Origin of the sequence: Actinokineospora inagensis DSM 44258 (assembly GCF_000482865.1) — a bacterium.
Classification (GTDB): Bacteria; Actinomycetota; Actinomycetes; order Mycobacteriales; family Pseudonocardiaceae; genus Actinokineospora; species Actinokineospora inagensis.
The window spans coordinates 1-22,561 of the sequence record NZ_AXWW01000034.1 but is presented as its reverse complement, the minus strand read 5'-3'; the positions used below and the strand labels follow the sequence as shown (position 1 = coordinate 22,561).

The window sequence follows — 22,561 nt, the reverse complement described above, 5'->3', positions numbered from 1 at the left end:
TCAGTGACTCCCCGGCCTCATCCGGACGTGCCGAACTCTTTGGTGATCAGGTCCAACAGCTCGTCGGCGGACGCGTCCGCCAGGTCATCGGCAGGCGCCTGGGTGCCTTCCAGGCGGGCGAGCAGACCGCGCAGGCGGACGGTGACGGTGTCGGTCTCCGTGGGCGACAGCTCGGCGAGCGCGGCTTCCAGCCGGTCCAGCTCGGTGTCGGCGGACGGGGCCTCGGTGAGCTGGTCGAGCAGGTGCGCCGCCAGGGCCTCGGGTGTGGGGTGGTCGAAGACGACGCCGGTGGGCAGGGCGAGACCGGTGGCGGCGTCGAGCTGGTTGCGCAGCTCGACGGCGGTCAGCGAGTCGAAACCGAGGTCGCGGAACGGGCGGCGCGGGTCCAGCCGCTCGCTCGCGGCGTGCCCGATGGCGGCGGCGGCACGGGCGGTGACCAGGTCGAGCAGGAGCGGGCCGCGCTCGGCGACCGGGGAATCGGCGAGCGCGGCCCGCAGGTCCGGCACCACCACCGGCTCGGGCGGCAGGATCTGTCCGAACAGGACACTTGGCCTGCCTTGGGCGAACCGGGGCCAGTCGATGGCGGCGACCGAGGCGGTGGTCAGATCGGCGTCGAGTGCGGTGGCGAGGGCGGCGATGGCCTGGGCCGGGTCGAGCGCGGTGACGCCTGCGCGGTGCTGGTGCTCGGCGGCGGCCCGGTCCGCGCCGAGACCGGCACCGGCCCAGGGGCCCCAGGCGATCGCGGTAGCGGGACGGCCCTGGGCGCGGCGGTGTTCGGCGAGGGCGTCCAGGTAGGCGTTGGCGGCGGCGTAGTTGGCCTGGCCGGGGTTGCCGACGACCCCGGCGAACGAGCTGAACAGCACGAGGTGCGCGTCGGGCAGCAGTTCGTCCAGGTACGCGGCGGCGGCCTTGGCTCGCCAGACGGAGTCGAACCGGTCCTGGGTGAGGGTGCCGATGACGCCGTCGTCCACGGTGCCTGCGGTGTGGAAGGCGGCGCTGACCTCGTGTTCGGCCAGCAGGGTAGCCAGGGCGGCGCGGTCGGTGACGTCGCAGGCGGCAATGGTGACCTTGCTGCCGCGTCGCTCCAGGTCGGTGGCCAGCGCATCGGCTCCGACGGGGCCGGTGCGGCTGATCAGCAGCAGGTGCGGGGCGCCTCGGTCTGCCAGCCAGCGGGCGACGTGGCCGCCGAGCGCGCCGGTACCGCCGGTGATCAGGACGGTGTCTGTGGGGGTCCAGGTCCGGACAGGAACCGGAAGGGTTCGGGTCAGCCTGCGGGCGAGGATGCCGTTGGGGCGCAGGGAAAGTTGGTCGCGTGTGGACAGGGCGGCGCGAAGCTGGTCGGGGTCGACGTGCTCGGGGAGGTCGATGAGACCGCCCCAGCGCCGGGGTTGCTCGATCGCGGCGACCTGGCCGAAACCCCAGACGGCGGCTTGGAGCGGGTCACGGGCGGGCGTGACGGCGCCGCGAGTGAGGCACCAGAGTGGGGCGTCCACGGTCCGGATGACCTTGAGTGCCGTGTGGACGGTCGGCTCGGTGGCGGCGACGCCGGAGACGGTGAGGCCGGTCAGGTCGTCGGCGCTGGACCGGACGATGGTGGTGACCCCGGTGAACGCTTGGGTGACGTCGTCGGTGGGGTCGATGAGCAGCCAGGTCCCGGCGAGGGCGGGCTGTGGGGTGACCGGGGTCCAGTCGATGCCGTACCACCAGTCGCCGACCTTGGTCTTGGGCCAGAACCGCCGGTGCTGGAACGGGTATACCGGAAGTGTGACCGTGGGGCCGTCGCCGAGTATTTTCGTCCACTGTGGAGTTCCACCGTGCGTGTAGTCGTGGCCGATAGCGGCAAGCAGGGTGGTGTGGTCGTTGTGGTCGCGTCGCAAGGTCGGGGCGGCGTTGGGGACCATGGCCGAGAGCACACCATCCGGTCCTAGTTCCAGGTAGTGCGCGTCTGAGATCTGGGCGACCGCGTCGGCGAAGCGAACGGTGTCACGGACCTGGGCGACCCAGTAGTCAGGAGTCGTGGGATCGCCGGTGGCGGTGGGAATGAGCGGGATGCTCGGCTGCCGGTAGGTGATACTGGCGGCGACCTGGGCGAACTCGGCGAGCATCGGGTCCATCAGGTGCGAGTGGAACGCGTGGCTGACCGTCAGCCGCTTCACCCGACGCCCACGCGCGACCATGTCCTCCCGGAACTGGTCGATGGCCGTGCTGTCGCCGGAGACCACCAGGGAGTTCGGACCGTTGACCGCCGCCAGGTCGACCCCGTCGGGCAGGTCTTCGTGGTCGGACTCGACGGCGAGCATCGCTCCGCCCGGCGGGAGCTGCTGCATGAGCCCGGCGCGGGCTTTGACCAGCGCGCACGCGTCGTCCAGGTTGAGGATGCCGGACACGTGGGCGGCCGCCAGCTCGCCGATCGAGTGTCCGATCAGGACATCTGGGACAATTCCGAACGACTCCAGAAGGCTGAAGAGAGCCACTTCCAGGGCGAACAGGGCGGGCTGGGCGTTGCCGGTCTGGTCGATCTCGGTCTCGTCGAAGTCCACCCGCAGCCGGACAGCGTCGAACGCGTCGGCGAACACGGGGAACGCGTTGTAGAGGCCCCGGCCCATGTCCGCGTACTGCGAACCCTGGCCGGTGAAAAGGAACACTCGCTTGGTCGTCACGGTGGTGCCGGTGATCGTGGACAGTCGCTCGCGGAACTCGTCCTGATTGGACGCAACCACCACCGCGCGGTGCGGCAGTCGCGGGTCCGTGCGGGCGAGGGTCCGCGCCACGGCGGCGATCGGGAGATCGACAGCAGCGAGGTTGGCGGCGCGTGTATGGAGGGCCGCCGTGGAGTGCGCGGAGAGGACCCAGGCTGTTGGTGCGCTCGTCTCGACGGGCACGGGTTCCGGGGTGACGTGTTCGAGGATGGCGTGAGCGTTGGTACCGCCGATTCCGAACGCGGAGACAGCGGCGCGGCGCGGGCCGGTCCAGGGCTGGTCCTCGGTGAGGACGCGCATGGCGCCGGACCAGTCGACGTGCGGGGTGGGGATGTCGGCGTGCAGGGTGCGCGGGAGGGCACCGTGCCGCATCGCCTCGACCAGCTTGATCACGCCCGCGACCCCGGCCGCCGCCTGGGTGTGCCCGATGTTGGACTTCACCGACCCGAGCCACAGCGGCCGCGTCCGATCTCGCCCGTAGGTCGCGAGCAGGGCCTGCGCCTCGATTGGATCACCGAGAGCGGTGCCGGTCCCGTGCGCCTCGATCACGTCCACATCGGACAGTTCGAGCCGGGCATCGGCCAGCGCCGCGCGGATGACCCGTTGCTGCGCGGGTCCGTTCGGGGCGGTGAGGCCGTTTGAGGCGCCGTCCTGGTTGACCGCCGTGCCGCGAACCACGGCGAGCACCCGGTGACCTGCGGCGACGGCGTCCGCGTTGCGCATGAGCAGCAGGACGCCGATTCCCTCACCCCATCCGGTTCCGTCGGCCGAGGCAGCGAACGCCTTGCACCGGCCGTCACTCGCGAGCCCGTTCTGGTGTCCGAACTCGACGAAGGCGGTCGGCGTGGACATGACCGTCACCCCGCTCGCGAGGGCCATGTCGCACTCACCGCCCCGCAACGCCCGGACGGCGAGGTGCAGCGAGACCAAGCTGCTCGAACACGCCGTGTCGACCGTCAGCGCGGGTCCTTCCAGACCGAACGCGTATGCCACCCGACCCGACAGCACAGCCGCCGCACTACCGATCGCGACGTGCCCGTCCAGGCCCTCACCGGTGACGAGCGACGCGTAATCCTGCCCGTTCGTACCTGCGAAAACACCGACCCTGGCGCCCTTAAGACCAGTCGGATCCAGGCCGGCGCGTTGAAAGACCTCCCAGGTGGTCTCCAGGAGCAGGCGCTGTTGCGGGTCCATGGCCAGGGCCTCGCGCGGGGAGATGCCGAACAGGTCGGCGTCGAACCCGGCGACGTCGTCGAGGAACCCGCCGACCCGGGCGAAGTCGGGGGCGCCGGTCAGGTCCCAGCCCCGGTCCGGCGGGAGGCCGCCGATGGCGTCGGTGCCGGAACTGACCAGCCGCCACAGGTCCTCGGGGGTCCGCACGCCACCGGGGAACCGGCAGGCCATACCGACGATCACCACATCGTCGTCGACCGTAGCGCGTTCGGCAGTGGCAGTGGTTTTCGCTGTCGGGGCAAGGAGTTCGCGCAGGTAGTCGGCGACGGCGGCCGGGGTGGGGTGGTCGAAGACCAGGCTCGGCGGGAGCGCGACACCCACCCGCTGGGCGAGGGCGTTGCGGAACTCCAGCGCGGTCAACGAGTCGAAGCCGAGATCGCGGAAGTTGCGGTCGGCGGCGATGGTCCCCGGCCGACCGAGGGTGGCGGCGGCCTGGGTCCGGACGAGATCCGCCAAGTCGGCGACGTCCACCGGGTCCGGGGTGTCGTCCAGGAAGTCGGCCAACAGGGGCGACCGGGCCGGGAACCGCGACCAGGCGATGTCGGCGACGACGGTGTGCGGCTCGTCGAGGGTCAGGCCGGTCAGCGCGGACGCGGGCGGCATCGGGACGAGGCCCGCGCGCTGGAGCCGATCGGCGACCCCGGCCGCCATGCCCGACTCGGCCCACGGGCCCCACGCGATCGCGACGGCCGGTTTGCCCTGGGCGCGCCTGCGGGCGGCCACGGCGTCCAAGGCCGCGTTGGCGGCGGCGTAGTTGGCCTGACCGGGATTGCCGATCACACCGGCCAGCGACGAGAAGACCACGAACGCGTCGAGGTCACCGGCGAGCTCATCGAGGTTGCGCGCGGACTCGACCTTGGCGCGGTGCAGGGCGGCGAACCGTTCTGGGGCAAGGGATTCGATGACGCCGTCGTCGACGGTTCCGGCCGCGTGGAAGACGGCGGTCACCGGGTGCTCGGCGAGCAACCGCGCGACGGCGTCCCGATCGGCGACATCGCAGGCGACAACGGCGACCTCGGCGCCCAAGCCGGTCAGTTCGGTCACCAGCTCGGCCGCGCCCGGTGCGTCGATGCCGCGCCTACTGGTGAGGACGAGGCACACACCTTCCCCGGCCACCGAGCGGGCGACGTGGCCACCGAGCGCTCCTGTACCGCCCGTGATCAGCACAGGACCAGTGGGCTGCCACGGTTCGGCGTGCCTCGGGGTGGCGCGTTCGAGGCGGCGGACGAGGGCGCCGGCGGGCACAAGCCGGATCTGGGACTCCTGGCCTGCGAGGATCGTTGCGAGGCGACCCGCGGAACGCTCGGTGAGGGGTTCCGGGATGTCGATGAGGCCGCCCCAGCGGTCGGGGTGCTCCAAGGCGGCGACCAGGCCGAAGCCCCAGATGGCGGCCTGGTCGGGATCGGTCTCGGCATCGGTGGTCACGCACCAGACGCGGGTTCGGCGGGTCTGGACCAAGTGGAGGGCTTCGTCGAGGGAACCGGTGGAGATGATCCCGTCGGCTTCCCGGTCTGGGTCGTGGTGCACGGTGGCGCCGAGTGCGGTCAACGCGTCGGCGACCCCGGCCGGGTCGGGGCCGAGGACGAGCCAGGTGCCGGACATCTTCGCGGGCTTGACGTCCACTGGCCGCCAAGCGATCCGGTACCGCCACGACTCGACTTTGGACAGCTCGGTGCGCGAACGCCGCCAGGTCGCCAAGGCGGGCAGGACTTCGGTGAGCGCAGGGCCGGACAGGCGCAGGGTCGCGGCGACGGTGGCCACGTCTTCCTGCTCGACGGCCGCCCAGAACCGGTCGTCGGCCGGGTCGGACCTGGTTGGGGCGATCCAGAACGGTTCGCGCTGGAAGGCGTAGGTGGGGAGGTCGACGCGGGTACCACCCCAGGGCTGCAAAACGGCTCGCCAGTCGACGGGGGTGCCGTTGACGTGCAGGGTCGCGAGGGCGCGTAGGGCGGTTTCCGGCTCGGGATGGGCTTTGCGCAGCAGGGGAATGCCGCCGACCAGTCCGGATAGGACAGCGTCGGGGCCGAGTTCCAGGTAGCGATGGTCGGCGGGGACGGCTGCGGCGAACCGGACGGTGTCGCGGACCTGGTTGACCCAGTACTCGGCGGTCGCGGGATTTCCGGTCGCGGTGGGGCTGAGCGGGATGCGTGGCTCGTGGAAGGTCAAGCCCGCGACGATCTCGGCGAACGCGGGCAGCATCGGGTCCATCAGGTGCGAGTGGAAGGCGTGGCTGACGTTGAGCCGCTTCACTCGACCCTGGGCTGCCTCCTGGAGGCGGTCGATGGCCGCGCTGTCACCGGAGACGACCAGCGAGTTCTCGCTGTTGACGGCCGCCAGGTCCACGCCATCGGGGAGGTCGATGTGGCAGGCCTCGATGGCGAGCATGGCGCCGCCGGGTGGGAGCTCCTGCATGAGACGGCCACGGGCGGCGACCAGGGTGCAGGCGTCATCCAGGCTGAAGATGCCCGCGACATGGGCAGCCGCGATCTCGCCGATGGAGTGTCCGATCAGGACATCCGGGTTTATGCCCCAGGATTCGAGCAGCCGGAACAACGCGACTTCCAGCGCGAACAGGCCCGCTTGGGCGTGCACCGTTTGGTCGATGGCGTCGTCGTCGAATGGCAGCCGGTCTCGGATTTCGTCGAACGCGATTGCGAAGACCGGGAAGACATGCAGTTCTCTCCCCATCCCGGACCGCTGCGAACCCTGCCCGGAGAAGAGGAAAGCGAGTTTGGCGGGGGTGACTGTTCCCTTGACGACAGCGGGCGATATTTGGTCCGCTGCCAGATCTTGGAGCCCGTTGCCGAAAACCACGGCCCGGTGTGAGAGCACCGGTCGGTCCACAAGAGACACAGCGATGTCGAGCCGTTCGGCGACCACTTCGGTTAGGCGGGCAGCCTGGGCCGGGAGGGCTTCGGCGGTCACGGCGGAGAGCAGCAAGGGCACCTCGACGGGTGCGGCCCTGGTCGGTTCGGGCATGTTGGCCGGGGCTTCTTCGAGGACGGCGTGCGCGTTGGTACCGCTGATACCAAAGGAGGACACCCCGGCCCTTCTCGGCCGGTCGGATCTCGACCAAGGGCGAGACTCGGTCAGCAGCGACACCGATCCGGACGACCAGTCGACGTGCGGGGACGGGGTGTCGACGTGCAGGGTGGCGGGGAGGATGCCGTACCGCATGGCCTGGACCATCTTGATGATCCCGCCGACCCCCGCCGCCGCCTGCGTGTGGCCCACATTGGACTTGAACGAGCCCAGCCACAGCGGTTCGGCTCGGTCTCTCCCATAGGTGGCCAGCAGCGCCGACGCTTCGATCGGGTCGCCGAGAGCGGTACCGGTCCCGTGTGCTTCGACGGCGTCCACATCGGACGTGTTCAGGCCCGCGTCGGCCAGGGCGGACCGGATGACCTGTTCCTGGGCGCGGCCGTTGGGCGCGGTCAGGCCGTTGGAGGCGCCATCGGAGTTGACGGCGGTGCCCCGCACAACCGCGAGGACCTTGTGACCGTTGCGTTGGGCGTCTGACAGGCGCTCGACCAGCAGGACACCCGCGCCCTCAGCCCAGCTCGTACCATCCGCCGCAGCGGCGAAGGACTTGCAGCGGCCGTCCGGAGCCAAACCGCGCTGGCGGCTGAAGTCCACAAACACCGTTGGCGTCGACATGACCGTCACACCACCGACCAAGGCGAGGTCGCACTCACCGGAGCGCAAAGCCTTGGCGGCCCAGTGCAGGGCGACCAGACTACTGGAACACGCGGTGTCAACCGTGACAGCAGGCCCCTCGAACCCATAGGTGTAGGCGAGACGACCGGAAACCACGCTGCCCGCCCCGCCGGTGGCGAGGTAACCCTCCACATCAGACGGTACAGAACCAGTGGCGTAGTCGTGGTACATCACGCCAGCGAAGACCCCGGTGCGGCTGCCGCGCAGACCGGTGGGATCGATGCCCGCGCGTTCAAAGGTCTCCCACGACAATTCGAGCAGGACGCGCTGCTGCGGGTCCATGGCCAGCGCCTCGCGCGGGGAGATGCCGAAGAACTCTGCGTCGAACAGGTGCGCGTCGTGCAGGAAGCCGCCGTGCCGGGTGTAGGTGGTGCCAGGCTGTTCGGGGTCGGGGTGGTACAGACCAGCCAGGTCCCAGCCACGCGCGGTGGGGAACTCGGTGATGCCGTCACGCCCCTCGGCGACCATCGCCCACAACGATTCGGGACTGTCGACGCCTCCCGGGTAACGGCAGGCCATGGCGACGATGGCGATCGGGTCATCGGTGGTGACCGTGGCTGTCTTTGTGGTCGGCACGACCTCGGCGCGCAGGTGATCGACGAGGGCGGCCGGGGTCGGGTAGGAGAAGACCACTGTGGCGGGCAGGGCGAGACCGGTCGCGGCAGTGATCCGGTTGCGCAGGTCGACACCGGTCAACGAGTCGAACCCGAGGTCCTTGAAGGTACGAGTCGGGTCGATCCGATCACCGGAGCCGTGACCGAGGACGGCGGCAACCTGGGCGCGGACCAGCTCGTCGAGGTCGCGTGGCGGGGCGGGCGCGGTGGTCCGCGGGGTGCGGAGCGGCGTTGCGACGGCGATGGCGTGCGCGCGGTCGGGGGCGTGGTCGAGCAGGTCTAGACCTTGTGCTGCGGTGAGGGTGCCGCCGAGGTCGACGAACCGGGTCTTGTCGGCAGTCGTGCCCATGCCTTCGGCCCACAGCCCCCAGGCGATCGAGCGAGCCGGGCGCCCTTCAGCACGACGACGGGCGGCGAGACCGTCCAGGAACGCGTTCGCTGCCGCATAAGCGGCTTGGCCGGCGGTACCGAGGGTGCCCGCGATGGAGGAGAACAGGACGAACTCGGTCAACGGCCGGTCTCGGGTGAGGTCGTCGAGGTGAACCGCACCCTCCACTTTGGCCCGAATCGCGGCGGACAACCGGTCCGGGTCAAGAGTGTGGACCGGTGCGTCGTCAAGAGTCCCGGCCGCGTGGATGACAGCGGTGATGGGATATTCGTCGAACAGGGCAGCCAACGCTTCCCTATCGGTGACGTCACACTGGACAACACCGTCCCCACCGCGACGGCCTACCCGGATGACCCGGACACCGGCGGAGGTGAGGTGCTGCGCGACAAGGGTGCCGAGCCCGCCGGCGCCACCGGTGATCAGGACGGTGTCGCCCCAGTTCATCTGACCATCGGCGGACACTTGGACTCGTTGCGGTGTAAAGGTTCTGCCTCCGCGTACCGCGATCTCGTCGGCATCGGGGATGACGGTGGGGATTTCGCCGTCGAGCAGGATGAACCGGCCGGGGTTCTCGGTCTGGGCGGACCGGACCAAACCCCACACCGCTGCTGCCGCCGGGTCGGTCTTTTCGTCCGATGTGGACAGTGCATTGGTGGTGGCGATGACCAGTTTGCCCGCACCCTCGCTCAGATGCCGCTGCACAACGTCCAAAGTGGATCGTGTGGCGGCGTGCGCACGCTCGACGAGGGAGCCGCCTGAGATCTCGACCCGGACCGACTCGCCGACCGGATTCGTCGCCGGGGCAGGCTGCCAATCGAGAACGTAGACGACACCGGTGTCGCGAAGCTTCGCAGGCCGCAGCGTCAGCGAGTCAACGGTGAGAACGGGCGCGCCCTGCGGGTCGCTGGCGTAGATGGCGTACTCATCCGGGCCGCGCCGAACCAGACGCACATCCAGACTGGTCGCCGCCGAGTGCCGGGTAACGCCGGACCAAGCGAAGGGAAGCAGCGGAATGCCGTCCCGATTGAGCGCCGGGCCGAGGGCGTGCAACACGGAGTCGAGAACCGCGATTTGAGGCCCGTCCAGCTCAACCCGCGCGCGCTGGTCACCTACCTCGCGGAGGCCTTGGAAGGCGGGGCCATAGTCAAAGCCAAGGGCGGCAAGGTCGGCGTAGTCGGCGGGCGTCAACTCGGGCGGGCCGACAGGCTCAGGCTCAGCCGGGGTCAAGTTATCCACATTCCGCCCGGTGGTCCACAGCTCACCAGCTCCACCCCTGTTGATCTCGCCATCCCGGTAGACTGGCCTCGGGGACGCCCCCCGGGAAGGGTGGGGGCCGCCCGGGGGCGGGAGGATCGCGCCTGGACGTGGCTGAGTGGCGAACTCGGGTGAGGCGACCGGCTGGGGCGGAGTCGCAGGCTGAGGTGCTGTGACAGATTCAGGCAGGACAACTGACTCAGGCCAGGCGACCGACTCAGGCAGGGCGACGGGCTCGGACATGACAACCAGTTCGGGCGGGGCAACAGGCTCGGGCGAGGTGACGGACTCAGGCTTACCCGAGACCGAGTTATCCACACCCTGCCCAGCAGCCCACAGCTCACCGGCCTCACCCCTGTTGATCTCGCGTTCCCGGTAGACTGGCCTCGGGGACGCCCCCCGGGAAGGGTGGGGGCCGCCCGGGGGCGGGAGGATCGCGCCTGGACGTGGCTGGGTGGCGAACTCGGGTGAGGCGACGACGGGCTCGGCCGAGGCGGCCGGCTGGGGCGGGGTCGCAGGCTGAGGCGAGGTGAGAGGCTCAGGCAGGACGACCGACTCTGGCCAGGCGGCTGGCTCGGACAGTGCGACGGGCTCGGATAGGGCGACTACCTCGGGCGGGACGACCAGCTCGGGCGAAGCGACCGGTTGGGACGAGACGGCCGGCTCGGGTGGGGCGACAGACTCGGGCGAGGTGACCGGCTCCGACGGGATCACTGAGTCCGACAGGGTGGCGGACTCAGACCAGGCAACCGGCCGGGTGATGGGCTCAGGTGAGGTGACCGGCTCAGGCGTGCCCGATGCCGAGTTATCCACATGCCGCTCAGCAGCCCACAGCTCACCGGCCTCACCCCTGTTGATCTCGCCATCCCGGTAGACTGGCCTCGGGGACGCCCCCCGGGAAGGGTGGGGGCCGCCCGGGGGTGGGGGGGTTGCGCCTGGGCGGGGGGTGGTGAGGGTGCCGGTGGCGTGGGGGGTCCATTTGTGGTTGGTGTGGCTGTGGATGGTGATGGAGGAGCCGGTCACGGTGACTCGGAGGCGCACGGAACCTGTGAGGGGCAGGATGAGGGGGGCGGTCAGGGTCAGGTCGGCGATGGTGGGGAGGCCGATGTGAGCGCCTGCGTGGAGGGCAAGGTCGATGAAGGCGGTGCCGGGGAGGATGACTGTTCCGCGGATGGCGTGGTCGGCTAGCCAGGGGTGGGTGGCGAGGGAGATCTGGCCGGTGAGGACGATGCCGTTGTCGAGGGGGATGGCGGCGCTGAGGAGGGGGTGGTCGGTGGTGGTCAGGCCTGCCGTGGTGGGGGTGGTTGGGGTGGGCCAGAAGCGGGTGTGGTGGAACGGGTAGGTGGGGAGGTCGACGTGAATGCGGGGTCCGTTGTGGACCGAGTGCCAGTCCAAGTGGACGCCGGTGGTCCAGAGGGCGCTGAGGGCATTCGACACCGATTCGCGGCCTGTGCGGAGGAGGGGGATGCCGTTGTCGACGAGGGCGGACAGGACGGCATCGGGGCCTAGTTCCAGGAAGACCGAGCCGGGCAGGGTGGCGATGGCGGGGGCGAAGCGGACTGGCTCGCGGGCTTGGCGTACCCAGTAGTCCGGGGTGGCGGGGTCGCCGGAAGAGGTTGGGATGATGGGGATGCGTGGGGGGTGGAAGGTCAGCTCGCTGACGACGCGGGTGAGGTCGGCGAGTATGGGGTCCATGTGGTGCGAGTGGAACGCGTGCGAGACTATGAGGCGTTTGGAGCGTTTGCCTTCCGCGCGCAGTCGCCCTTCCAGGCGGCCGATGGCGGCGCTGTCGCCGGAGACGACGAAGGCGTTTTCGCCGTTCACGGCGGCGAGGTCGACACCGTCCGGTAGCGCGGCAACCTCCACGGCCTCGACGGCGAGCATCGCGCCGCCGGGGGGTAGGGACTGCATGAGGCGACCGCGGGCGGCGACCAGGGTGCAGGCGTCGTCCAGCGAGAGAATCCCGGCGACGTGGGCGGCGGCGATCTCGCCGATGGAGTGGCCGACCAGCACGTCCGGCCGCACACCCCAGGACTCCAAGAGGCGGAACAGCGCGACCTCGATGGCGAACAGGCCCGCCTGGGCGTGTGCGGTCTGGTCGATGTCGGTGTCGGAGAACGGCAGCCGCTCCCGGATCTCGTCGAACGCGGCGGCGAAAGCCGGGAACCTCCGCAGGTCTTGACCCATGCCCGGCCGCTGCGATCCCTGGCCGGTGAACAGGAAAGCGAGCTTCGCCGGGGTGGCGGTACCGGTGCGAACCTGGGCGGAATCGCGACCGGCGGCGAGGTCGGCGAGGCCTGCGGTCAAGTCATCGGGCTGGATGGCGGCCCGGTGCGGTAGTGCGGTTCGCGTTGTGGCGAGGGCCTGGGCCAGGGCTCCGGGCAGAACGTCCACAGTCAACAGTCGGGCGGCCTGAGCGCGCAGGGCGGCCGTCGAACGGGCGGAGAGCAGCACGGGGAATCCGTTGGCGGAGGCCTCGGGCCAGGTCTGGGTCGGGGGTTCCTCGATGATGGCGTGCGCGTTGGTGCCGCTGATCCCGAACGACGAGACACCGGCGCGGCGAGGCCGGTCGCCGCGTGGCCACGGTTGAGCGTTGGTGAGCAAGGAAATCGCGCCGGTGTCCCAGTCGATGTGCGGGGACGGGGTGTCGGCGTGCAGGGTGGCGGGTAGCGAACCGTGGCGCAGGGCCAAAACCAGCTTGATGACACCGGCGAGCCCGGCGGCGGCCTGGGTGTGGCCGATGTTGGACTTCACCGAACCCAGCCACAGCGGCTCGGCGCGGCCATGGCCATAGGTGGCGAGCAGGGCGCCCGCCTCGATCGGGTCGCCCAGGGTGGTACCGGTACCGTGACCTTCCACCGCGTCCACATCGGACGGTTGGAGGCCCGCGGTGGCGAGGGCGTCCTGGATCACGCGCTGCTGGGCGGGACCGTTGGGCGCGGTGAGGCCGTTGGAGGCGCCATCGGAGTTGACGGCGGAACCGCGGACGACGGCGAGGACCTTGTCGCCGTCGCGCACCGCGTCCGACAGGCGGCGCACGGCGAGCACCGCGACCCCCTCCGACCAGCCGGTCCCGTCGGCGCCCGCGCCGAACGCCTTGCAGCGGCCGTCCCGGGACAGGCCGCCCTGACGGGCGAACTCGGCGAAGATGCCGGGGGTCGACATGATCGTCACGCCGCCCGCGAACGCCAGGTCGCATTCGCCCGCGCGCAGCGACCGGGCGGCCAGGTGCAGGGCGACCAGGCCGCTGGAACAGGCCGTGTCGACGGTGAGCGCGGGGCCTTCGAAGCCGAAGGTGTAGGCGATGCGACCGGAGGCGACGCTGCCGGTGTTGCCGGTCAGCAGGTAACCCGCGGTGTCGCCGGTCGCCTCGTGCATGCGCGGGCCGTAGTCCTGGGCCATGGCGCCGACGAAGACGCCCGTCCTGCTGCCGCGCAGCGCATCCGGGTCGACGCCGAGGCGTTCGACGGCTTCCCAGGTGACTTCCAGCAGGTGCCGCTGTTGCGGGTCCATCGCCAGGGCCTCGCGCGGGGACACGCCGAACAGGTCGGCGTCGAACCCGGCGGCGTCGGTGAGGAATCCGCCGCGCTCGGGGAGTCCGTCGAGGTCCCAGCCGCGGTCGGTCGGCGGCGCGGTCAACGCCTCACCGCCGGTGGAAACCAACTGCCACAAGGCTTCCGGGGAGTCGATGCCCCCTGGGAATCGGCAGGCCATCGCGACGATGGCGACCGGCTCCTCGGACGCGGTGATCGTCCGGCGGCGGGTTGGGGCGGTGCCGAGCAGGTGGTCGCGGAGGTAACCGGCGACCGCGAGCGGGGTGGGGTGGTCGAACAGCAGGGTGGTCGGGAGCCGGAGGTCGACCGCGACGGCGAGGCGGTCGCGCAACTCGACGGCGGTCAGCGACTCGAACCCGAGGTCTTTGAAGGTCAACCCCGGGTCAACGGCGCCGGAGAACCCGCCGACGACAGCGGTGTGCGCGAGGACGAGGTCGAGCACCACGGACGAATCGGGATTCGCCTGGAGCGCGCCGCGCAGCGAGTCGTCGTGCTCGGCGGCCTGTTCGACGTCGGGGTTGCCGGGGCGCCAGTGGCGTTCGCGCTGGAAGGCGTAGGTCGGCAGGTCGACGGTGTTGCCGGACGGGAGGAGCAGGTCGACGCCATGCGCGAACAACTCCGCCGCGTTGCCGAGAAGCCGTTGCCGCCCTTCGTCCCGGCGGAGTGAGCCGACAACTACGCCATCCACTTCGGACTGAGTCAGGGTGTCGCGGACGGCGGCGCTGAGGACGGGGTGCGGGGTGCACTCGACGAAGAACCGGAACCGGGATTTGGCGAGTTTGGTGGTGGCGGTGGCGAACTCGACGGTGCCGCGCAGGTTCCGGTACCAGTAGTCGGCGTCCAGCTCGGTGGTGTCGATCCACTCGCCGGTAACTGTTGACAGGAAAGGGATGTCACCAGTGCGGGGCTGAATACCTCTCAGCGTCGAGTGGATGTCGTCGCGGATCGCTTCAACGTAGGCGGAGTGGGACGCGTAGTCGACGGGGATGCGCTTGGCGTCGACATCGAGCGAGGCCGCGAACCCGTCCAACGCCACCGGATCACCGGCGACGACCACAGCCGCGGGCCCGTTGACGGCGGCGACCGACAGCGTCGGCCAGTCGACCAACCACGTCCGCACGTCGGCGACCGGCGCCGGAACCGACAGCATCCCGCCCTGACCGGCCAGCGCGACGATCGCTTTCGCCCGCAGGGCAACGACTTTCGCGGCATCGGCCAGACTCAACGCACCCGCGACGCACGCGGCGGCGATCTCGCCCTGGGAGTGGCCGGCGACCGCGTCCGGGATCACCCCGAGCGACCGCCAGACGGCGGCGAGCGAGACCATGACCGCGAACAGGGCCGGTTGCACGACGTCGACCCGGCTGTAGTCGCCCGCGCGCAGAACGTCGACCAGCGACCAGTCGACGTGCGGGGCGAGGGCGTCAGCGCAATCGGTGATGGCGGCGGCGAAGACCGGGTCGGTGTCCAGCAGCTCGACGGCCATGCCGGACCACTGCGAGCCCTGGCCGGAGAACAGGAACGCGATCTTGCCCTCGATCAGGGTGCCTTCGGCCACTCCGGCGGTGGGGAGCCCGGCGGCGACCGATTCCAGACCGGCCTTGAGGTCTGCGGAGGTGTCCGCGACGATGGCGGCCCGGTGGTCGTGCCCGGTCCGGGTCGTGGCCAGCGAGTGCGCGATGTCCTGGGGTGCGGCGTCGACCGCCAGGAGCCTGCGGGCTTGGGCGCGGAGCGCGGCTCGGGTCTTGCCGCTCACCAGGGCGATGGTCGTCCTATCGGACCGGATTTCCGGGGATTTCCGCGCAATGGAGCCGAGAACTACGTGGCAGTTCGTGCCGCCCATGCCGAACGCGCTGACCCCGGCGATTCCGGGACCGGCCAACGGCGCCAACTCGGTCTGCACCAGGAGGTTCAACTCGTCGAGCGGAATGCGCGGGTTCGGTGTTTCGAAGTTGAGGCTCGGCGGGATGAGGCCGTTTTCCACCACCAGGGCCGCTTTGATCAGTCCGGCGATCCCGGCGGCGCCTTCCAGGTGGCCGATGTTCGTTTTCACCGAACCGACCGGGAGAGGCTTGCCGCGGGCCTTGCCGATGGCGGCACCCAAAGCGGCGGCCTCGATCGGATCGCCGAGCGGGGTGCCGGTGCCGTGGAGTTCGACGTAGCCGATGTCGTCGGGGTTGATGCCTTCGTGCGCGGCGCGCAGGACGTCTTCCTGGGCGTAGCGGCTGGGGGCGGTAAGGCTGGCGCCGCCACCGTCGTTGTTGACGGCGCTGCCCAGGATCACGGCGTGCACGCGGTCGCCGTCGTCGATCGCGGCTTGAAGTGGTTTGAGGACAACGAGTCCGCCGCCCTCGCCGCGGGCGAACCCGTTGGCGCGGGCGTCGAAGGTGAAACACCGGCCGTCCGGGGACAACCCGCCGAACCGCAGCGCGCTGACCGTGCTCTCCTCGACGAGGTTCAGGCTCACCCCACCGGCGAGCGCCATGTCCACCTCGCCGCGGCGGAGGCTCCCGCAGGCCAGGTGCACCGACACCAGCGACGACGACTGTCCCGCGTCGACCGCCAGGCTCGGCCCGCGCAGGCCGAACAGGTAGGAGATCCGGTTGGCGATGATGCTGCGGTGCGTCCCGGTGAGCGTGTGCCGGTCGACGGCGCCGTCTTGGCGGAGCAGGGTCGTGTAGTCGTCCCACATGGCGCCGACGAACACGCCGGTCCGGCTGCCGCGCAACGCTTTCGGCACCATCCGAGCGTCTTCCAGCGCCTCCCAGGCCAGTTCCAGCGCGAGCCGCTGCTGCGGGTCCATCGCCGCCGCCTCGCGCGGGGAGATCCCGAAGAACGCGGCGTCGAACCGGTCCACCGCCGCCAGGAATCCGCCGCGCGGCACCTCCGGCAACCGCCACCGGTCCGCCGGAACGGCGGTCGTGGCGTCGATCCCGTCGCGCAGCGAATTCCAGTAAGCACCGGTGTCCGCGGCACCCGGAAAACGGCAGGAATACCCGACCACCGCGATGGCCTCGGCGCGCACGTGCGACATGAATGCCTCAAACCCACTCGATACCGCAGGTTTCGCGGGGAAACCCACCCCGAAGCCGGACCGAATGCCTCCGATTTCTCCGTTCAGACCTCGGAATGGACCCTAGTTAGCCGCGCTCGGCAGGGCCAACCCCTAAGGCCCCGACCCCGGCCCCTAACCTGCCTGGCCTGGGCAAAGCACAGCCCCCGACCGCACGCGGTCAGGGGCCGGGTCGAGCGGGTCAGCCGACCGGGAGGACGTCGGCGTACCGGGCACGTTCCTCGGCGCGGCGCTCCAGTTTGGCCTTGAGCCTGCGCGACTCGACCAGGTACACCCAGCCGGACAGGCCGAAGGCGGCGAGGCCGATGAGCAGGAACAGGGCGATCACCGGCCACTGCAGGCCGTCCGGCAGGTAGAGGGCGAGGAACCAGACACGGGCGATGTCACCGCTGATCTTCATGCCCATCGGCACCAAGCCCTGCGGGAACAGGGCGAGGCAACCGATGAAGAAGCTGGTCCACAGCAGGCCGCGACGGTGTCGGGGCATCGCCTTGAGGACGGCGGTCTCGGCGCTCAGGGCCGCCTCGTACTCCTTGCCCGCGCGCATCAGGTAGAGCAGCTCGGGGCCGCGCGCGGCGAGGTGCTTGATGGCCAGCAGGCCGAACAGTTGGTAGCAGAGGACGCCGGTGAGCAGGCCGACCAGGCCGCCCGCCCAGGTCAGCAGGGGCTGGTGCAGGACGCTGCCCGCGATGACCGTGCCGATGGCCGGGGTCGCGGCGGCGAGGACCAGGAACAGGGTGACGAAGGCCGGACCGGTGACGTCGCCGTGGTCGAGCGGGGAGTTCTTGTTGCGGTGCGGGTCGGGGCCGGGCACCAGTTGGTCGACCGAGGTGAGCACGAACAGGCCGCCGCCCGCGCCGATGACCGCCGTGGTCGCGGCGATCGCCCACGGCGCCAAGTCCCCATGCAGAGCGGTACCGACAATCGTGAGGACGACCGACAGCGGCGCGTAGACGACCAGCCAGGCCTGCTGACGGCCGCGCACGTCGTCCGCCTCCGTGCCGGGGTTGAGCAGGGTGAGCCAGAGCGCGGTGCCGTCTTGGCCGTAGAGGTTCGCGCTGCTGGTGGCCCCCATCAGGGCGGTGATCGCGCCGACGAACGGCAGGAACGCGGTCGAGCCGAACAGCAGCGGCAGCACCCCGCTCAAGATCGCGAACGCCGGGGCGACCACGATGGCCTGCACCCGCTGCGGGTCGCGCAGCCAGGTGCGCAGCTCCTTGACCAGCACGCCCGTGACCGGGCTGCAATGCGCCCAGAGTGCCGCCTGGTCCTTCGCCGACCCGCGCACCACCGACCGGGTGAGCCGCTGCGGACCCAGCGCCCGCGCCCACAGCAGGACCAACAGGACCACGAGCCCGGCCAGCGCGACCAGCGGGCCGACCGTCCACAGCCAGTCGTGCCGGGTGGACGCCTCGACCGCGACCACGCCCCAACTGGACGGCAGCACCCGCACCGCCACCGAGAACCCGTGCGAGAAACCGGTTTCCAGCACCGCGTCCAGCGCGATGAACACGACCCAGCCGGACTGGCTGAGCACCAGCATCACCGCCGTGATCACCGCCGTCACCGCGGCGCCGACCCGGGACCGGGCCAGCGCGCCGAAGAACCGCGCCGCCAACCGGGACAACAACACCACCAACGTCAACTGCAGCACCAGCGCGGGAATCGACACGATCACCGGCACCGCGCCGAACCGTGCGGCGAAGACGACCAAGGCGGCGAACGCGACCAGGGTGACCGCCGTGGTCACGCCGACGAACGCGGCCGCCAGCAGCCCCAACGCGAGCCGGGTGCGCGACACCGGCTCCAACGCGAACTGCTCGGCCCGCAACACCGGGTCGCCGCCGAACGCGGGACCCAGCACCCAGCCGAACGCCCAGATCGCGAAAGTGACCGCGAGCAGGTCGGCGACCGTGCGCGGGGCGGCGTCGACGGTGGCCACGGCGATGGTGCCCGCCGCGATGGCCAGACCGACCAGGCCACCGGTCAACATCCAGGTCGCCTTCGGCCCGGCGATGCTGTGCCGCAGGACGGCCAGCTTCATCCGGATCAGGACGCCAGCCACGACAGCCCCTCCCCGCCGCCGAGGTGCGCGCCGACCAGCTCGACGAAGGTGTCCTCCAGCGACGCCGACCCGCGCACCGCGTCCAGCGGCCCCTCGGCGACCACGCGGCCCTTGGCCATCACCGCGACCGTGTCGCACAACTGCTCGACCAGGGCCATCACGTGGCTGGACAGCAGCACCGAGCCGCCACCCGCGACGAACCGGTTGAGGATCTGCTTGATGGTGGCCGCCGACACCGGGTCGACCGCCTCGAACGGCTCGTCCAGCACCAGCAGCCGGGGGCCGTGCAAGAGGGCGGTGGCGAGACCGATCTTCTTGCGCATACCGGTGGAGTAGTCCACCACGAGCGTCCGCTCGGAGTCACCGGACAGCTCCATCACGTCCAGCAACTCGTCCGCTCTGCCTGCGACGGTAGGCGCGTCGAGTCCACGGAGCTGACCGAGGTACGAAAGCAGTTCACGTCCGGTCAGGCGCTCGGGCAGGGCAAGACCGTCGGGCAGCACGCCCATCAGCTTGCGGGCTTCGAGCGGGCTCGCCCAGACGTCCACGCCGAACACCCGCGACTCGCCGCCGTCCGGGCGCAGGAGACCCACCGCCATGGACAACGCGGTCGTCTTGCCCGCGCCGTTGGGACCGACAAGACCGTAGAAGGACCCGGGCGCGACGGTGAGGTCGGCGTGGTCCACCGCCGTGTACTCGCCGAACACCTTGTGCACGCCGAGCAACTGAAACGCCGCCGTCCCACCATCGACCTGTGGCAGCACCGGGGTACCCCTTCCACACGTTCGCCCACCGGGGCGTTCGCCGGATTTGTCCGGGACCGCCCCGCCGCGGCGGTGATCGTACCTTCGCGCGAAGTCAAGAGGGTGAACCCCCGTCGCATGCCGGGATCCACCCGAACGAGCGATGGGTAGTCGTTGTGCGGCAGGAAGATCGCGATCGAGCGCACAGCGGGACTCACCGCGGCAGGGGGCCGTAGGGGTACTGCGCCGCGGGCGGGAGCCCATACCTTGGCTGAGGCCACGAGGAGGGGACCCATGTCGACCACCGCGGACCGGATCGCCGATCTGGCGGCGCGGCGGGCCGAGGTGGTGGAGATCGCCGAGAAGCGGGCGGTCGACCGGCAGCACGCCAAGGGGAAGCTCACCGCGCGGGAGCGGATCGAACTGCTGCTCGACCCCGGGTCGTTCACCGAGCTGGACGAGTTCGCGCGGCACCGGTGCACGGACTTCGGCATGGCGGACAACCGGCCGTACGGTGACGGGGTGGTCACGGGGTACGGCACCGTGGACGGTCGGCAGGTGTGCGTGTTCGCCCAGGACTTCACCACCCTCGGCGGCAGCATGGGTGAGGCGTTCGGGCTGAAGGTGCTCAAGGTGATGGACCTGGCGCTGAGCATCGGCTGCCCGGTGATCGGCATCAACGATTCCGGCGGCGCGCGCATCCAGGAGGGCGTGGTGTCGCTGGCGCACTACGCCGAGCTGGGGATGCGCAACGTGCGGGCGTCCGGGGTGATCCCGCAGATCTCCCTGCTGATGGGGCCGTGCGCGGGTGGGGCGGTGTACTCGCCCGCGATCACCGACTTCACCGTGATGGTGGACGGGACGTCGTACATGTTCGTCACCGGCCCGGAGGTCGTGTCGGCGGTGACCGGGGAGCAGACCACCCTCGACGAGCTCGGCGGGCCCGCGGTCAACAGCGAGGTCTCCGGCAACGCCCACTACGTCGGCCACGACGAGCAGGACGCGGTCGGCTGGGTGCAGACACTGCTCGGGTACCTGCCCAGCAACAACCTGGACCCGGCCCCGGTGTACGCCGCGCCGCACGGGCCGGAGCCGACCGAGCGGGACCTGCGACTGGACTCGCTCATCCCGGACGCCGAGAACCAGGGCTACGACGTCACCGAGGCGATCCGCGCGGTCGTCGACGACGGGGACTACCTGGAGGTCCAGCCGGAGTACGCCAGGAACATCATCACCGCCCTGGGGCGCGTGGACGGGCACTCGGTCGGCGTGGTCGCCAACAACCCGCTGGTGAACGCGGGCGCGCTGGACATCGCCTGCTCGGAGAAGGCCGCCCGGTTCGTCCGGTTCTGCGACGCGTTCAACATCCCGCTGATCACGTTCGCCGACGTACCCGGGTACTTGCCGGGGGTCGCGCAGGAACGGAACGGGATCGTCCGGCACGGCGCCAAACTGATCTACGCCTACGCCGAGGCCACGGTTCCCAAGATCACCGTCGTCCTCCGCAAGGCATACGGCGGCGGGTACGCGGTGATGGGGTCCAAACACCTGGGCGCCGACGTGAACCTGGCCTGGCCGACGGCGGAGATCGCGGTGATGGGGGCCGTGGGCGCGGTACAGATCCTGCACCGGAAGGCGCTGCAGGGGGCTGAGGACCGGCAGGCTCTCGCGGCGCGACTGGTGGACGAGTACCAGCGGACGTTCAGCAATCCCTATGCGGCGGCGGAACGCGGGTATGTGGACCGGGTTATCCAGCCTGCGCGCACGCGTTTAGAGGTGTCGACGGCACTGCGACTGCTGCGCAACAAGCGAACGGTCGTGCCGACTCGGAAGCATGGGAACATACCGCTCTAAACTGGGGGTATGGGGGTATTCGGGCGCTTCTGGCTGGCTGACGCGATCTCGGTTTTCGGGACGTACGTGACGACGGTCGCGGTGCAGGTGATCGCGGTCGTGACCCTGACGGCGTCGCCACTGGAAGTGGGGGTGCTCAACGCGGCGCGGTGGCTGCCGTATTTGCTGTTCGGCCTGGTGGCCGGGGTGGTGGTGGACCGGTGCAGGCGGCGGCCGCTGCTGATCTGGACCGACCTGGGGCGGGCGGCGTTGCTGGCGGTGGTGCCGGTGCTGGGAGCGGTGGGGGGTCTCAGCCTGCCGGTGCTGGTGGGGGTGGTTTTTGGGGTCGGGGTGCTGTCGCTGTTGGGGGACGCGGCATTTCAGTCGTTCTTGCCGCACATTGTTGAAGGGGCCGCGCTGGGTAAGGCGAACGTGCGGTTGGAACAGACGAACTCAGTGGCGGGTACGGCGGGGCCGTTGCTGGGGAGTGGGCTTTTGCAGGTTATGACGGCGCCTGTTGCGGTGCTGGTTGATGCGGGGTCGTATGTGGTGTCTGGGGTGTTGGTTGCCTCGCTGCGGGTGGAAGAGGCTCGGCCGGAGCGGGTGGAGCGGCATGTCTTTCGTGAACTTCGGGAAGGGCTTCGGTGGGTTTACGGACATCGGCGGTTGGCTGCGTTGTCGGTGAGTTCGCATGTGCGGTTTTTGTTCACGGCTGTGGCTTCGACGGCGTTTGTGCCGTATGCGATTCATGAGGTGGGGGCGGGGCGGTTGGGAGTGGCTTATGCGTGTGCGGGGGTGGGGGCGGTGATGGGTGGGGCTCTGTCGCTGCTGGTGTATCGGTGGGTGGGGCTGGCTGCGACGATTGTGATTGGGCGGGTGTTGGCGGCGGGTGGGTTTCTGTTGGTGCTCGGTGGGGTTTGGGGGGTGTTTGTGGGGCAGTTTGTGTTGGGGATGGGGTTGGGGGTGGAGGGGCCGCATGATGTGACTTATCGGCAGCGGATCACGCCTGCGCGGTTGCAGGGGCGGTGCAATGCGACTATACGGTCGTTTAATTGGGGGATGATTACGGTGGGGGCGCCGGTTGGCGGGGTGATCGGTGGGTGGTTTTCGTTGGGGGTGGCGGTGGTTGTGGGTGGGGTGGGGATGGCGGTTGCGGGGGGTGGGTTGGTGTTTTCGGCGTTTTGGGGGGTGGGGGAGGAATGAGTCACTGGGCCTCGGCTGCGCCTCGGGGGTCGGCCTGGTCGCCTGGCGGCGACGCCGGCGCTTGGGCGCCAGATGAAAGCGGTGGTGCCCGTTGTGGTGAAGTTGTTTTGTTTGGGGCCCCTAGCGGTGGCCTGGGTAAGGCTAAAAGGCGGGGCCACTGGAAAGCGTGGCCTTACCCGCCAGCC

The 22,561-nt window shown here is 70.2% G+C and carries 5 protein-coding genes; 2 read left to right on the top strand and 3 right to left on the bottom strand.

What is annotated here, in order from left to right; translation table 11 throughout:
• Window positions 1–17 precede the first annotated feature (17 nt).
• From H504_RS41995 to H504_RS0114780, 3 genes are all read right to left on the bottom strand, one after another.
• Window positions 18–16,493, bottom strand: coding sequence for a type I polyketide synthase (locus H504_RS41995; protein ID WP_035304434.1), 16,476 nt, complete (start codon window positions 16,491–16,493; stop codon window positions 18–20).
• 220 nt (window positions 16,494–16,713) lie between these two features.
• A complete protein-coding gene (locus H504_RS0114785) occupies window positions 16,714–18,597 on the bottom strand; it encodes a hypothetical protein (protein WP_026423403.1) in 1,884 nt (627 codons plus the stop codon).
• Window positions 18,582–19,361: an ABC transporter ATP-binding protein gene (locus H504_RS0114780; RefSeq protein WP_026423402.1), complete on the bottom strand. Its 780-nt coding sequence runs from the start codon at window positions 19,359–19,361 to the stop codon at window positions 18,582–18,584. The genes H504_RS0114785 and H504_RS0114780 overlap by 16 nt, the downstream gene beginning before the upstream one ends.
• A 273-nt stretch (window positions 19,362–19,634) precedes the next feature.
• On the opposite strand from H504_RS0114780, the gene H504_RS0114775 reads away from it, so the two are divergent.
• Together H504_RS0114775 and H504_RS35150 are read left to right on the top strand one after the other, a co-directional pair.
• Window positions 19,635–21,194: an acyl-CoA carboxylase subunit beta gene (locus tag H504_RS0114775; RefSeq protein WP_026423401.1), complete on the top strand. Its 1,560-nt coding sequence runs from the start codon at window positions 19,635–19,637 to the stop codon at window positions 21,192–21,194.
• Between the two features lie 9 nt (window positions 21,195–21,203).
• Window positions 21,204–22,376, top strand: coding sequence for an MFS transporter (locus H504_RS35150; RefSeq protein WP_051385889.1), 1,173 nt, complete (start codon window positions 21,204–21,206; stop codon window positions 22,374–22,376).
• Window positions 22,377–22,561 lie beyond the last annotated feature (185 nt).